At 64.2% G+C, this 12,783-nt stretch carries 15 protein-coding genes; 5 read left to right on the forward strand and 10 right to left on the reverse strand.

The genetic code is table 11. The features are described from left to right. Positions 1-25: 25 nt before the first annotated feature. From NLM32_RS21520 to NLM32_RS21545, 6 genes are all read right to left on the reverse strand, one after another. Positions 26-754, reverse strand: coding sequence for an amino acid ABC transporter ATP-binding protein (locus NLM32_RS21520; protein ID WP_254130895.1), 729 nt, complete (start codon positions 752-754; stop codon positions 26-28). After that, on the reverse strand, positions 741-1,391 hold the full coding sequence (locus NLM32_RS21525) for an amino acid ABC transporter permease (protein WP_254130896.1): 651 nt from the start codon (positions 1,389-1,391) through the stop codon (positions 741-743). The genes NLM32_RS21520 and NLM32_RS21525 overlap by 14 nt, the downstream gene beginning before the upstream one ends. A gap of 10 nt (positions 1,392-1,401) precedes the next feature. Further along, the gene (locus tag NLM32_RS21530) at positions 1,402-2,061 is read right to left on the reverse strand and encodes an amino acid ABC transporter permease (RefSeq protein ID WP_254130897.1); all 660 of its coding nucleotides are present in this window, start codon (positions 2,059-2,061) and stop codon (positions 1,402-1,404) included. A 7-nt stretch (positions 2,062-2,068) separates the two neighbouring features. After that, on the reverse strand, positions 2,069-3,364 hold the full coding sequence (locus NLM32_RS21535; protein ID WP_254130898.1) for an amino acid deaminase: 1,296 nt from the start codon (positions 3,362-3,364) through the stop codon (positions 2,069-2,071). Positions 3,365-3,507: 143 nt separating this feature from the next. Next, complete coding sequence (locus NLM32_RS21540) at positions 3,508-4,350, reverse strand: metallophosphoesterase (RefSeq protein ID WP_254130899.1); 843 nt, start codon at positions 4,348-4,350, stop codon at positions 3,508-3,510. A 68-nt stretch (positions 4,351-4,418) separates the two neighbouring features. Beyond that, positions 4,419-5,036: an acriflavin resistance protein gene (locus NLM32_RS21545; protein WP_254130900.1), complete on the reverse strand. Its 618-nt coding sequence runs from the start codon at positions 5,034-5,036 to the stop codon at positions 4,419-4,421. A gap of 166 nt (positions 5,037-5,202) precedes the next feature. On the opposite strand from NLM32_RS21545, the gene NLM32_RS21550 reads away from it, so the two are divergent. Further along, positions 5,203-5,625 (forward strand): MAPEG family protein, encoded by a 423-nt coding sequence (locus NLM32_RS21550; RefSeq protein WP_254130901.1) that lies wholly within the window; start codon positions 5,203-5,205, stop codon positions 5,623-5,625. An 84-nt stretch (positions 5,626-5,709) separates the two neighbouring features. Here NLM32_RS21550 and NLM32_RS21555 read toward each other — a convergent pair whose 3' ends face one another. After that, positions 5,710-7,089, reverse strand: coding sequence for a transposase (locus NLM32_RS21555; RefSeq protein WP_254128549.1), 1,380 nt, complete (start codon positions 7,087-7,089; stop codon positions 5,710-5,712). A gap of 115 nt (positions 7,090-7,204) precedes the next feature. Here NLM32_RS21555 and NLM32_RS21560 point away from each other — a divergent pair, with 115 nt between their 5' ends. Together NLM32_RS21560 and NLM32_RS21565 are read left to right on the forward strand one after the other, a co-directional pair. Next, positions 7,205-7,489 carry a hypothetical protein gene (locus NLM32_RS21560; protein ID WP_254106310.1) on the forward strand — a complete coding sequence of 95 codons (285 nt, stop codon included), beginning with the start codon at positions 7,205-7,207 and terminating at the stop codon, positions 7,487-7,489. Between the two features lie 79 nt (positions 7,490-7,568). After that, positions 7,569-8,870, forward strand: coding sequence for an RsmB/NOP family class I SAM-dependent RNA methyltransferase (locus tag NLM32_RS21565; protein ID WP_254130902.1), 1,302 nt, complete (start codon positions 7,569-7,571; stop codon positions 8,868-8,870). A gap of 215 nt (positions 8,871-9,085) precedes the next feature. Here NLM32_RS21565 and NLM32_RS21570 read toward each other — a convergent pair whose 3' ends face one another. The 3 genes from NLM32_RS21570 to NLM32_RS21580 all read right to left on the reverse strand — a co-directional run bounded on the left by NLM32_RS21570 (position 9,086) and on the right by NLM32_RS21580 (position 10,420). Then, positions 9,086-9,295, reverse strand: a complete 210-nt coding sequence (locus tag NLM32_RS21570; protein ID WP_027532363.1) for a cold-shock protein — start codon at positions 9,293-9,295, stop codon at positions 9,086-9,088. 253 nt (positions 9,296-9,548) lie between these two features. Beyond that, positions 9,549-9,881: a DHCW motif cupin fold protein gene (locus NLM32_RS21575; RefSeq protein WP_254130903.1), complete on the reverse strand. Its 333-nt coding sequence runs from the start codon at positions 9,879-9,881 to the stop codon at positions 9,549-9,551. A gap of 167 nt (positions 9,882-10,048) precedes the next feature. Beyond that, a complete protein-coding gene (locus NLM32_RS21580) occupies positions 10,049-10,420 on the reverse strand; it encodes a nuclear transport factor 2 family protein (RefSeq protein ID WP_254130904.1) in 372 nt (123 codons plus the stop codon). Positions 10,421-10,570: 150 nt separating this feature from the next. Between NLM32_RS21580 and guaA the strand changes: the two genes are divergently transcribed. Together guaA and NLM32_RS21590 are read left to right on the forward strand one after the other, a co-directional pair. Continuing rightward, positions 10,571-12,169 (forward strand): glutamine-hydrolyzing GMP synthase, encoded by a 1,599-nt coding sequence (gene guaA, locus NLM32_RS21585; RefSeq protein ID WP_254135384.1) that lies wholly within the window; start codon positions 10,571-10,573, stop codon positions 12,167-12,169. Positions 12,170-12,265: 96 nt separating this feature from the next. Next, positions 12,266-12,751 carry a hypothetical protein gene (locus tag NLM32_RS21590; RefSeq protein WP_254130905.1) on the forward strand — a complete coding sequence of 162 codons (486 nt, stop codon included), beginning with the start codon at positions 12,266-12,268 and terminating at the stop codon, positions 12,749-12,751. The last annotated feature ends 32 nt before the right edge of the window (positions 12,752-12,783 follow it).

Genomic DNA, 12,783 nt, shown 5'->3' on the forward strand with positions numbered 1-12,783 from the left:
CTCCTGGTGGCGGATGGGTTGATGTTCATTTCGACGAGGCGATGAAGCTTGCGAGCTCTGATGTCTCGGGGTTGGCGAACAGTTTTGCCGGCGGTCCCTGTTCCCAGACGCGGCCCTGGTGCATGAAGACGATGCGGTTGGCGACGTTGCGGGCAAAGCCCATCTCATGCGTGACCAGGATCATGGTCATGCCTTGCCTGGCCATCGCCTCCATCACCTTCAAGACTTCACCGACAAGCTCGGGGTCGAGCGCGGAGGTCACCTCGTCGAACAACATGAGGTGAGGGGCCATGGCGAGGCAGCGTGCGATCGCGACGCGCTGCTGCTGGCCGCCGGAGAGCTGCTCGGGCCAGGCGTCGATCTTGTCGGCGAGGCCGACGCGGGTCAGCACGTCCTGCGCCAGCGCACGTGCTTTCGCTTTGTCGGTGCGGCCGGTGAGCAGTGGGGCGAGCGTGATGTTGCGCTCGACCTTCAGATGCGGAAACAGGTTGAAGGCCTGGAACACAATGCCGACGCGCTGACGAAACTTCTTCAGGTCGGGCATTTTGGCGTGGACCCTCTCGCCCTCGACGCGGATCTCGCCGGAATCGACGCTCTCCAGTGCGTTGATGCAGCGGAGCAGCGTCGACTTGCCCGAGCCCGAGCGGCCGATGATCGTGACGATCTCGCCTTCCTCGACATCGAGCGAGACGCCCTTGAGCACCTCGACCTTGCCGAATGTCTTGTGCACGTCGCGGATTTCAACGAGAGCCATCGAGGCGGGCCTCCAAGGAGCGGGACCAGAGCGTGAGCGGCAGGCACAGCGCAAAGTAGATCGCGGCGACGAGCGCGTAGGTGAGCAGCGGCTGGAACGTCGCCGCGCTCACCACTTGTCCGGCGCGGGCAAGCTCGACGAAGCCGACGATCGAGGCGAGCGAGGTGCCCTTGATCAGCTGCACCAGGAAACCGACGGTCGGCGGCAGCGACAGCCGCAGCGCCTGCGGCGCGATGATGTGGCGGAACTGCTGCCAGGCGGAGAGGCCGAGGCAGGCACCGGCCTCCCATTGCGCCTGCTTCACCGCCTCGAGGCCGCCGCGCCAGATCTCGCCGAGGAAGGCGGCGGTGTAGAGCGTGTAGGCGACGGTGACCGCGACGATCGCGGGCACCTGGATGCCGAGGAAAACCGGCATGCCGAAATAGAAGAAGAACAACAGCCCGAGCAGCGGCACGCTCTGGATCACCTGGATCAGCGCCGCCATCGTCCAGCGCAGGCCGTTGAAGCGGCTGATGCGCCCGAGCGCGAGGCCGAGCGCCAACGGCGCACCGAACGTGAGCGCGAGTGCGACCAGCGCGACGGTCCAGCGCAGGGCCGAAAACAGCGAGACGAAATCGATGAGGGTGAAGGATCGCATCGCTTCGTCCCTACCTTCGCCGCGGCCAGCGGAAGGCGGCCGCCGCGATGATGGCGAACAGCGCCTTGAACGCCATCGCCATCGCGAAATAGACCACGCAGATCACCGCGTAGACCTCGAAGCTGCGATAGGTGCGGCTCTCGATGAAGCCGGCGACATGAAACAGCTCGTCGGCGGCGACCTGCGAGGCGAGCGAGGTGCCGAGCAGCAGCAGGACGAACTGGCTGGTCACGGCCGGATAGGCGTTGCGCAGGGCCGGCGGCAACACGATGTGGCGGAACACCTGCCAGCCGGACAGCCCGAGGCATTGCCCCGCTTCGACCTGGCTTCGCGGAATGGAGTCGAGCCCCGAGCGGATGATCTCGACAGAATAGGCACCGAAATAGAGCGAGAGGGCGACCGCGGCGGATTCGAAGGCCGGGAGCTTCAGGCCGAAGGTCGGCAGCACGAAAAAGATGATGAAGATCTGGATCAGCGACGGCGTGTTGCGGAATAGCTCGATGTAACCGCGCACCAGCCAGCGCAGCGCTGCGATGCGACCCTTCAGTGCAACCGCGCCGGCAATGCCGATCAGCAGCCCAGCGACCGCCGCGATCGTCGTCAGCTCGAGCGTGACGATGGCCCCGTCGATGAGCTGGTTCTGATAGCGCCAGAGCGGGAGGAAGTTCATGAGCCGCTCAGCCGAACTGGGTGGGAAGTGCGCGCGTCACGGTGCCGGCGGCATCGACGCCAAAAATCACGCGCCAGCGATCGAGGCAGGTGCAGGGATGCGAGATGCCGAAGGCGATGACGTCTCCGACGTCGAGCGGGCAACCGGGCGCGATGGACAGGAACGCATGCTGGTCGTTGAGGCGCGTGACTGACACGCTTGCGGCAAGTCCTTTCTGTTCGACGCCGTCGCGAAAGATGTGCAACGGCTGCGGCAGTCCCTGATCGAACGAGGCGTCGCGCATGCCGAAGCCGGCAATCGCAAGCCCGGCTTCGGGGCGCGACAGGACCTCGGCCCAGAGCGTCAGCGCGGGACGAAAGCTTTCCGCCGCGGAGTGGTGCGTGCCGTCGATGACGAGACCACCGCGCCGGTCGAGCTCGGCGAAGGCGCGGGCATAGATGCCGTGATCGGCAAAGAACAACGCACCGGAGCGCAGGACGACGGTCGCGTGGCCATCAGCCTGCGCGGCTGGTGCGAGCGCGCGGGCCACGACATCGAAATAGGCGGACCCGCCGGCGCTGAGGAGCAGCGGCAGGCGCGGGGCGGCGGCGCGGACCATGGCGAACGCCGCGATGGTGCGCTCCATCAGCGCTGCAATCGCCTGCATGGTCGCGTCGGCATCGGGTGTCGCGACCGCGCCTTCGTAAGCAGCGACGCCACCGAGCACGAGGCGGTCGGCGGCGAGCACCGCGGCAATCGTTGCCTCGACCGCGATGCGATCGCGCGCGCCGGCACGGCCTGCGCCGAGCTCGATCAGCACCGAGAGCTCGTCCCGGTCGGCGACGCGCGCCGCCTCGGCCAGCGCTGCGACCGCGGCCGGTGAATCGGCGAAAGCGTGAAGCTCGACATCTGGATAGGCGCTCAGCAGCGCGCCGAGCCGCCGGCCGGCCGCGAGCCCGCCGATTTCGTTGGCCAGCAGCAGCCGCCGCTCGCCATGGCCAAGCAGCACGGCGGCCTGCTGGATATTGGCAACGGTGGTGCCCCAGGCGCCGGCCTCGCGCAGCGAGCGTGCGAGTTCCGGCGACATCGGCGTCTTGGCGTGGGGCGCAACGGCAACGCCGGCGCTCCGGCACCAACGCAGGAAGAGGTCGCGATTGGCGGCGAATGCGGTCTCATCGAGCGTGAGGGCGGGCAGCGCGAGGTCGCCCCGTGCCGGCAGCCAGCCTTGGCTGCCAACGTCCTCGGTAGCGAGGCCATCGACCACGGGAATGCCCCGCGTTGTCGTGGACAGGCGCTGGTTATCCCACCGGGACAAAAACTGCATCGTTACTCCCTCGCGCGGCTCTTGACCGTTGAAGGGAACGATATGCGTCTATGACAACGTTGTCATTAGCCAAAATCAAGCATTCCAAGGCCAAATTTGGAGCAGGGAGGTAATTAGGTAAAGCGGCGTGCCCGCGCGTTGAGCTAGTGCTCGCCGCCCATCTGGGCGAACAGCTCTTCGATATCGACGTCGACCTGGCCGGCGGCGCGGACGTGGCGGACTTCGAAGCTATCGGGAGCGAAGCGGTACTCGACGAGGCCGGTCTCCTTGATTGCGATCCGGTCCTGCCGGGCGTCGTTGATCTTGAAGCCCGCCGACGGGGCCCAGACGTGGCGCGTGTGGCGGAACGTGAAGTCGCGACGCTGGTGCACGTGACCGCTCGCGATCAGGCGGAGATCGACATTCGCAAACATCTCGATCAGCCGCGCGCGCGCCGGCTGCGGCACGTAGCGGATCGAGGTCTCAGGTGTTTCCGGGTCGTCGGGCAGGTTGAGAAACAGCGGCTTGTGGATGAACAGCGCGACCGGTTTGCCGTTCACGCGCGAAATGTCTGAAGCGAGCCAGTCGAACTGCTCGGCCTCGAACGCGAGCCCTGAATTCATCGCGAGCGAGTTGAGACCGATGAAGCGCCAGCCCGCGGCCTCGAACGACCAATGATCCTCGCCGATGATGTCGCGGAACTGCTGGCGGTGCGCTTCCGCGATCGGCGGCTTGGGCGCAGGCCCGATCGCGGTCGGGTTGTCGCCGATGTCGTGATTGCCCGGAACATAGCGGCAGTCGACGGGCAGCGCGTCGTGCAGGCCCTTTGCAAACTGCATATCGTCGCGGCTCGTCGGACCGTCGAAGGACACATCGCCGGTGTTGATGACGAGATCAGGCCTGTCAGCATCGATATGCTCGGTGACGCGATGGAAGTTCGCGATCAGGCCGGGAAAGCGCCGGCCGAGATGCGTGTCGGAAATCTGGGTGAGGCGAAATTCGGACATGGGCGAAGTATCGCCCGCGCAAACGTCGGAGCGATGACGCGTGCGCAAAACCTGCGATCGAACAAAGTTTAAAGCACGCGATAGCGGATCGTGTAATCGTCCTGCGGGGCGACGGCGCCTGCAAGCGGCGAGGCGATGCGGTCGGCGAGATGCCAGGGGCCGAACTGCTCGGTGCGATGCGGCTCGGCGGGCAGGCGCAGTCGGAATTCGAACGTGCCCTTGCCGGGCAGGTTCACGACCAGCATCCGGTCGGCGGTGCGATGGTTGAGCGCGACCGCGCCGCGCAGCAATGCGCGTCCGTCGGCGAGATCGCTGACGCCGCCGACCAGAGCGAGGGTCTGGTTGCGGTCGGTGTGCAATTCGATCTGGGTGTCGGCGGTGACCGCCGCGAGCGTTTCCCGCGGCATGCGGATCTCGAACTCGACCGCGGGCTTGGACGGGTTGAGGCCGAGATAGGCGAGCGCGGCGTGGCGCATATCGTAGGCGGCGAAGGCGAGCAGGGCGACAGCGGCGAGCACGGCCAGTCCGTGCCTGACGACATCGCGCCAGGTCCGGTATCCCAGGCGGAAATACACCGTCATCGCCAGCGCGACCGCGAGTGCCGCTGCGATGCCGGCCAGCGCCGACATCCAGATGCCGAACTGGCCGTCGGCGGATTCGGTCCAAAGGCTGGGCAGGGTGTTCATGCTGCTCTCTTGGCGCTCTCTCGCCGGGCTCGAGGGGGGCAAAAATCGCTTTAAAGATCGGCAGTTGGTCGCAGATGCAGGAACGCCGGTTCAACTGGTTGATTGTCAGCGCCAGAAGTCGCGGCTAATGACGGTCTGCGGCACGCCGCCTCACGGGAAAGTTCCGATGTCTGTTCAAATGGTCCTGCTGCCGGTCTTCGTGCAGGTCGGCCTCACCTTCGCGCTCCTGCTCGGCATGGTGTTCGGGCGCCGGAATGCGCTGGTCTCGGGCGAGACCAAGATCCGCGACATCGCTCTCGGCGAGCCGAACTGGCCGAAGGGCGCCACCCAGGTCGCCAATTGCTATCGCAACCAATTCGAGCTGCCGGTGCTGTTCTATGCGCTGATCGCGCTGGCGCTGCCGCTCCGCCATGCCGATCTCTTCATCGTGCTGATGTCCTGGGTGTTCGTGGTGACGCGCTTCGCCCATGCCGGCGTGTTCGTGACCTCGAACGATCTCGGCCGGCGCTCGTCGGTCTGGCTCGCCGGCGTGCTGGTGCTGCTGGCGATGTGGATCTACTTCGCACTCAAAATTCTGTTGCTGATCTGACCCGCGCATGATCCGGAAAAGTGGCCACCGGTTTTCCGACAAGTTCATGCGCAATAACAAACCCTTAGCTCGACTTTGGCCGATTTATGCGGCGTAGGCGAGCGCGTTCTCCATCCGGCGCCAGATATGGCGCGGAATTTCTATACTGTTCCGGCGCGGCCGGGACATGAAAGAAATCTGATGAGCCCATATTTGGCGTCGGACGGATGCGATCGCATCGCTAAAGGTCAGCGCGGCTTTTGGATACCAAGCCGCGGTTCTGGGCTTGAGCTTTTGTGCCTTGGCGAGGTCGTGGGTCCATAGCGTGACGATGGAGTAGAGGCCGAGCAAGATCGGGGTAGTGCGCAGAATGGCTTTGTCCGACCATTGGCGCTGGGTCTCGACACCGAGGTGAGCGCGAACTTCCTCGAAGGTGACTTCGACCTGCCAGCGACTGACGAACCAGGCGAGGATGTCGCGGGGAAGAGCGTTGAGATCGGTCGCCAGGAAGGCCTGCGGGTCGAACTCGCCGGTTGGGTCGCGGACGAGAAGCCAGCGGATCGGTACCGGCGGAACGCCGCCGCGATACCACAGCGCGGTGCCGGTTGCGATCTCGACAATGCGATTGGTTCGGCCGTACCAGAGACTGACCCGGTAGCGCGTCCAGGACACGTTGCGATCCTTGAGGATGGCAGAGAGTTTTTTGTGGGGCTTACCTCGGATTGGAGGGCGGCCACGACCTTTGCGCTTTGGTCGGGGAAATTCGAACAGGTTGGCATCGAGGCGCAGGCGGGTGACAATGCAGACATGCTTGCGCACTGCGGCAAGGAACTCGATGGCCGCAAAGGCGCTGTCGGCGACCAGGACAATATATCGATCGGGCAGCCAACGATGGATTTGCCAAGCAGCCTGGCGGGCCCAATCGAGCAGCGTCTTGGGCGAGCGCGATTTGCCGTCATAGAAGCGTTTGGAGGGGGCGAGCAGTGTGAGGAAGGGCAGCGCCATGATGCGATCGGCCCACGGCACGCGCACCAACAACATGGCGGAAAGCCAGCGCAGACCGCTGGCTTTGACGAAGTGCCCCTTGGAGGAGCGCACCGGGTCGCGATAGATGCCGCGGGCGCTGATCTTGGGTCCCCAGCGTCGCTCGATGGTGTCATCGAGCCCGATCACCACTGGCTCGCCGGCCGCCACGAAGACCTTGATCAGCAGGAGCAGCAGGCGGCCTGCCGCGGCCCGCGACGACCACGCCGCCCGGTTGAGGACGCGATGGAAAGTACAGAAATCGGGATCGCGCTCTCGCCCGAGGATGCGCAGCGCCGCCGTGACAGTGCGCCGGCCGGGCGCCAGGATAACGCCGGCGAGCAGCATCAGAACATTCGGCCAGGTAGGACGCGTGAACAGATCGGTGAAGACTGCAAGCCGGGCCGCAAAACGCGGCGGCAGCGGATCGCAAGAGCGGGGAAGAAGACGGGCGTGTTGCATCCCATCGGTAGAATCGGCATGTTGAATCGCAGCAACCTCGTCCAGCTGCGACAAATTGAATCGGCAAACCGATCCACTCTGGCCCGCGCGGCACCGATCGAGCACATTGAGCGCTATGGCAAAATCCGACCCAACGCTTGCCCAGATTGCTGCTCAGTTCACGCATCACGACATAGAAAAGAGCCGTAGCGGTTATTTAGTTATCAACCGTCGGACTTCAAATCCGGTCGCACGGCTGCGCCCCATTCCAGATACCGATCGCTTCGAGCTCTTCTACTGGTCGAACGTGAAGGGGCGCTGGACAACGTTTGGCAATATGGGGCGCATGAAACTCATGCTCACGAGCGCTCATGAAATCGTCGAGAACGATCCCATGTTCAGGGGTCCGCGTACCCCATGAACGAGTTCAAAATTGGCCAAAGTCAAGCTTAGAGCGCGATCTTAAAATCGCGCCGTCGGACCTGATCTGAAAGATTCAAATGACTCCCGCTGCCCGGCTGTCCGCAGCCATCGAACTGATCGACACCATCGAACGCGACCGCGTGCCCGCGGCGAAAGCGCTGAAGGAGTGGGGCACCGCGCACCGCTTTGCCGGCTCCGGCGACCGCGCTGCCATTGCCGGCCTGGTCTGGGACGTGCTGCGCCGGTTTTCCTCCAGCGCGTTCCTGATGGGCTCCGATTCGGCCCGCGCGCGGCTGATCGGCATGCTCCGCCTCGAGCGGAACATGGACACCGCCACCATGGCTGCCTTGTTCGACGGCAGCCGGTTTGCACCTGAGCCGCTGACGGCGGCTGAGGAGGCCGCACTTGCCTCGCGGTCCCTGAAAGATGCGCCCGCCGCGATCGCCGGCGACTACCCCGAATGGCTGGATTCCCATCTCGCCAAGGTGTTCGGCGAGGACCGCGCGGCGGAGGCCGTGGCGATGGCGAGCCGGGCGCCGCTCGACCTGCGCGTCAACACGCTAAAATCCAATCGCGACAAGGTGCTGAAGGCGCTTGCTCATCTTCATGCGAAACCGACGCAATGGTCGCCAAATGGCCTGCGCATCGAGCTTTCGGCCGATGCGCGCAACCCGGGCATCCAGGCGGAAGAGGATTTCATCAAGGGCGGCGTTGAAGTGCAGGACGAAGGATCGCAGCTTGCGGCCCTTCTCACCGCGGCAAAACCGGGCGAGCAGGTGATCGATCTCTGCGCCGGCGCCGGCGGCAAGACGCTGGCGCTCGCAGCCATGATGCAGGGCAAAGGCCGGCTGATCGCGACCGACAGCGACAAGCGTCAGCTCGCACCGATCCACGAGCGCCTGTCGCGCGCCGGCGTCCACAATGCCGATGTCCGCACGCCCAAGGGCGAGGCCGATCCGCTCGCCGATATCCGCGCGACCGCCGACCTCATCGTCATCGACGCGCCGTGTACGGGAACCGGAACCTGGCGTCGCAATCCCGATGCCAAATGGCGGATGCGCCCGGGCGCGCTGGAGATTCGCTTGAAGGACCAGGCCGAGGTGCTGGAGCGCGCCGCGCCGCTGGTGAAGGCCGGCGGCCGCATCGCCTACATCACCTGCTCGGTCTTGCCTGAGGAAAACGGCGAGCAGGTGAGGGCCTTCGTCGCGAAGCATCCGGACTTCGCGGTGGTGCCGCCGGAGCAGACCGCGAGCGTGCTCTGGGACAAGGCCGAGGCATTTGGGCAAGCCGCGCTGCAGTCGGACGAGGGCTGGCTGATGACGCCAAGGCGGACCGGGACGGACGGGTTCTTCGTGTCCGTTCTGAAAAAGGGCGGCTGATCTTGCTCGCCCGTCATTCCGGGGCGCCCGAAGCGCGAGCCCGGAATCCATCGGGCGGCGGATTCCGCGGATCAATGGATTCCGGGCTCTCGCTTCGCGAGCCCCGGAATGACAGCGCAAACAAAAACCCCGCGAACCGGAAGCCCGGTCGCGGGGTCTCTGAACTCAACGATCTGCCGGTACGTCCGTGGTCAGATCGCGAATGTCGCGGTCAACTAGCCGGCGCGGAGGTTGTCGGCCGAGGACTTACCGCTGCGGCGGTCCGCAACGATGTCGAAGGAGACCTTCTGGCCCTCGTTGAGGGTGCTCAGACCAGCGCGCTCAACGGCGCTGATGTGAACGAAGACGTCCTTTGCGCCGTCATCCGGCTGGATGAAGCCGAAGCCCTTTTGGTTGTTGAACCACTTCACGGTGCCCATTGCCATAGTCATTTCCTTTCAATTGACGATGCACTCAGGGGGACAAATGCACATTGCTGCGCCCATCATCCCGGTTGGTCGATTTTGGAGAAATACCTGAAACGTGCTCGCCCATTGAAATGAGACGGAGCGGCCCAGTCGTTCGGCCAAGGATCGATGTTCACAATCTAGCGATTTTTTGGGGCAACTTCAAGGCGGCACGCGCCCACAGCGAGCGCCGCGCAGTTTGCTATTTTGCGCTGCACACCGAGCGGTTCCGTCAGTCCACGATGAAGAGGGTAGCGCCCGTCGCCGTCGATGAGCGGTGCGCGGCGTCGCCGAAATCCGAGACCTGGTAGCTCATGCCCGGCGTCAGCTTGAACTTGCGTCCGTCGCGCAGCTCGCTGTCGAGTTCGCCCGCCAGCACGTACAGCACGTGGCCGCGGTCGCACCAATGATCGGCGAGATAGCCCGGCGAATACTCCACCATCCGCACCCGGAGATCGCCGATGTTGAGCGTGCGCCACAGCGCCTGCCCGGTCTCGCCGGGATGCGTGGTGGCCTCGACCTTGCTCCAGTCGGTGACGGTGAAGGGCGAGGTGGGGAGTTTCATGGTGGGGTCCTTGTGTAGTGGTGATCGTGCCTCACACGCGCTGTCATCGCCCGACTTGATCGGGCGATCCAGTATTCCAGAGGCCGCGATGTGATGCGGAGATGCTGCGGCGTACTGGATGCCCCGGTCAAGCCGGGGCATGACAGTTGTGGACGATGCGACAGCCCTCAATGCGGCAAATGGTTCGCCGATCCCTGCACGATCAGCCCCGCATCATTCACCCGCAGATATTCGCAGATGCGCTTGCCCCGCTCGTTCTCGTAAAACACCACCACGCTATCCGGGCTCACGAACACGTCGATCAGCGAAAAGTGCAGGTTCGGGATCAACCCGAGTGCCTTGCTCCAATAAGCGCGCAACGCATCCTTGCCGCGCACGGTGCCGCTGGCGTCAAATCCCATCACCGGGATCCGGTCCGAGGTCATCACGACGGCGTCGTCGTAAAGCGTGAGCACCCGCTCGAGATCGCGGGCATTCCAGGCCTCGACCCAGGTCCGGCCGAGCGCGGCAAGCGTTGATGGCGGATGGTGCTGTGACATGGGCGGTCTCCCTGATCGGCCCCTCTGTGACGTGGGGGCACATATAGGTCAATAATACTTACCTATTTTGATTTGTCCATGCCCAAAGAAGAATGTGGGCGCGCGGCCCGCGTGGTTGCGGGCAGGGGCGTGGTCGCGTATCTGCTGGCCATGACAGCAGCACAGAACGACCGCTCCGCGTCGGCGCCCTCCGTGGCCTCGGCGCACGACAAGATTCTCATCGTCGACTTCGGCAGCCAGGTGACGCAGCTGATTGCGCGTCGCGTGCGCGAGGACGGCGTTTATTGCGAGATCGTCCCGTTCAACAAGGCCGAAGAAGCCTTCAAGGAGATGAAGCCGAAAGCGGTGATTCTCTCCGGGGGCCCGGAGTCGGTGCATGAGGCAGGCTCGCCCCGCGCCCCGCAGCTGATCTTCGCCTCCGGCGTGCCCGTGATGGGCATCTGCTACGGCCAGATGACCATGGCGGCCCAGCTCGGCGGCGAGGTCGAGGGCGGCCATCACCGTGAATTCGGCCGCGCCGATGTCGAGGTGAAAGCCGACAGCCAGCTGTTCGAGGACGTCTGGTCATCGGGCAGCAAGAACCAGGTCTGGATGAGCCATGGCGACCGCATCACCAAGATGCCGCCGGGCTTCAGCGTTGCCGGCACCTCGCCGAACGCGCCCTTCGCGATCATCCAGGACGAGAAGCGCAAGTACTACGGCCTGATGTTCCACCCCGAAGTGGTGCACACGCCCGACGGCGCAAAGCTGATCCGCAACTTCGTGCGCAAGATCGCCGGCCTCACCGGCGACTGGACCATGCGCGCCTTCCGCGAGGAAGAGATCGCAAAGATCCGCGCCCAGGTCGGCAAGGGCAAGGTGATCTGCGGCCTCTCCGGCGGCGTCGATTCAGCCGTCGCGGCCGTGCTGATTCATGAAGCCATTGGCGACCAGCTCACCTGCGTGTTCGTCGATCACGGCATGCTGCGCCTTGATGAGGCCAAGACTGTCGTCGACCTGTTCCGCCACCACTACAACATTCCGCTCGTGCACGTGGATGCCTCAAAACAGTTTTTGGGCGAGCTCGAAGGCGTCACCGATCCCGAGAAGAAGCGCAAGACCATTGGCCGGCTCTTCATCGAGGTGTTCGAGCAGGAAGCCAAGAAGCTCGGCGGCGCCGACTTCCTGGCGCAGGGCACGCTCTATCCCGATGTGATCGAGAGCGTCTCCTTCACCGGCGGCCCCTCGGTGACGATCAAGTCGCACCACAATGTCGGTGGTCTGCCCGAGCGCATGAACATGAAGCTCGTCGAGCCCTTGCGCGAGTTGTTCAAGGACGAGGTGCGCAAGCTCGGCTACGAGCTCGGCCTGCCCGAGATCTTCGTCGGCCGTCACCCGTTCCCGGGCCCGGGCCTCGCCATCCGCTGCCCCGGCGACATCACCCGCGATAAGCTCGACATCCTGCGCAAGGCCGATGCCGTCTACATCGACCAGATCCGCAAGCACGGCCTCTACGACGACATCTGGCAGGCTTTTGCGGTGCTGCTCCCGGTGAAGACGGTGGGCGTCATGGGCGACGGCCGCACCTACGACTACGTCGTGGGCCTCCGCGCCGTCACCTCCACCGACGGCATGACCGCGGACTTCTACCAGTTCGACATGAAGTTCCTGGGCGAGACCGCCACGCGCATCATCAACGAGGTGAAGGGCGTGAACCGGGTGGTGTACGACGTGACCAGCAAGCCGCCGGGGACGATTGAGTGGGAGTAGGGGGCGGCTAGCTGTCGTCCGACTAAGGCCGGAATTCCAGCTTTGCTCCACCAGTCCTAAGAGATCTGACAATGTCGATAGGAGCGGAAGGGTTGCATGGGGGAGGACGACAAGAAGAAGGAATTCGCTGAACGGGTGTGGCGACACTTTCAGGAGATCACGCCTCAACTGAACAAAGAATTGGCGATGATAGCGGGGCTGTCATGGGTAGACACTCCGAGCTTCCTGCTGATCGAATACGACTCGCAGCTCTTTAGCGATGAATTTGCTGTGTCACTGTGGGCGATGGATGCAGATGGCGAACCTGTTGATCGGGACGGGCATTCGTTTCTGGAGGGCGGGACGGTCGTAGTTCCCGCCGAAATTTATGATGATGAGAGATACGACGCGATTGAGCCGTGGGATACAGCTTCAGAGCTTTTGGAGCAGTGGTTCGCCCAAGCGTGGCGTGCCCATGGGCACAAGACGCTCCCAGCCTATATCGGCCACCACGACAGCTATTTTAAGACTGATCTGGCCACCGGCGGAAAGGTGAATTGGGACAGCATCGTAGCGCGAGCACAGGCTGGGCTCGCCTCGTAGTCCTAGCGAAACCTAATCGACGCGTAAGTGCC

Origin of the sequence: Bradyrhizobium sp. CCGUVB14, assembly GCF_024199935.1 — a bacterium.
In the GTDB taxonomy this organism is placed as follows: domain Bacteria; phylum Pseudomonadota; class Alphaproteobacteria; order Rhizobiales; family Xanthobacteraceae; genus Bradyrhizobium.

What these genes read in the sequence shown, in the direction of transcription:
- NLM32_RS21520 (WP_254130895.1), bottom strand. Translation starts at nt 754, where the DNA reads ATGGCTCTCGTTGAAATCCGCGACGTGCACAAGACATTCGGCAAGGTC.
- NLM32_RS21525 (WP_254130896.1), bottom strand. Translation starts at nt 1,391, where the DNA reads ATGCGATCCTTCACCCTCATCGATTTCGTCTCGCTGTTTTCGGCCCTG.
- NLM32_RS21530 (WP_254130897.1), bottom strand. Translation starts at nt 2,061, where the DNA reads ATGAACTTCCTCCCGCTCTGGCGCTATCAGAACCAGCTCATCGACGGG.
- NLM32_RS21535 (WP_254130898.1), bottom strand. Translation starts at nt 3,364, where the DNA reads ATGCAGTTTTTGTCCCGGTGGGATAACCAGCGCCTGTCCACGACAACG.
- NLM32_RS21540 (WP_254130899.1), bottom strand. Translation starts at nt 4,350, where the DNA reads ATGTCCGAATTTCGCCTCACCCAGATTTCCGACACGCATCTCGGCCGG.
- NLM32_RS21545 (WP_254130900.1), bottom strand. Translation starts at nt 5,036, where the DNA reads ATGAACACCCTGCCCAGCCTTTGGACCGAATCCGCCGACGGCCAGTTC.
- NLM32_RS21550 (WP_254130901.1), top strand. Translation starts at nt 5,203, where the DNA reads ATGTCTGTTCAAATGGTCCTGCTGCCGGTCTTCGTGCAGGTCGGCCTC.
- NLM32_RS21555 (WP_254128549.1), bottom strand. Translation starts at nt 7,089, where the DNA reads ATGCAACACGCCCGTCTTCTTCCCCGCTCTTGCGATCCGCTGCCGCCG.
- NLM32_RS21560 (WP_254106310.1), top strand. Translation starts at nt 7,205, where the DNA reads ATGGCAAAATCCGACCCAACGCTTGCCCAGATTGCTGCTCAGTTCACG.
- NLM32_RS21565 (WP_254130902.1), top strand. Translation starts at nt 7,569, where the DNA reads ATGACTCCCGCTGCCCGGCTGTCCGCAGCCATCGAACTGATCGACACC.
- NLM32_RS21570 (WP_027532363.1), bottom strand. Translation starts at nt 9,295, where the DNA reads ATGGCAATGGGCACCGTGAAGTGGTTCAACAACCAAAAGGGCTTCGGC.
- NLM32_RS21575 (WP_254130903.1), bottom strand. Translation starts at nt 9,881, where the DNA reads ATGAAACTCCCCACCTCGCCCTTCACCGTCACCGACTGGAGCAAGGTC.
- NLM32_RS21580 (WP_254130904.1), bottom strand. Translation starts at nt 10,420, where the DNA reads ATGTCACAGCACCATCCGCCATCAACGCTTGCCGCGCTCGGCCGGACC.
- guaA (WP_254135384.1), top strand. Translation starts at nt 10,571, where the DNA reads ATGACAGCAGCACAGAACGACCGCTCCGCGTCGGCGCCCTCCGTGGCC.
- NLM32_RS21590 (WP_254130905.1), top strand. Translation starts at nt 12,266, where the DNA reads ATGGGGGAGGACGACAAGAAGAAGGAATTCGCTGAACGGGTGTGGCGA.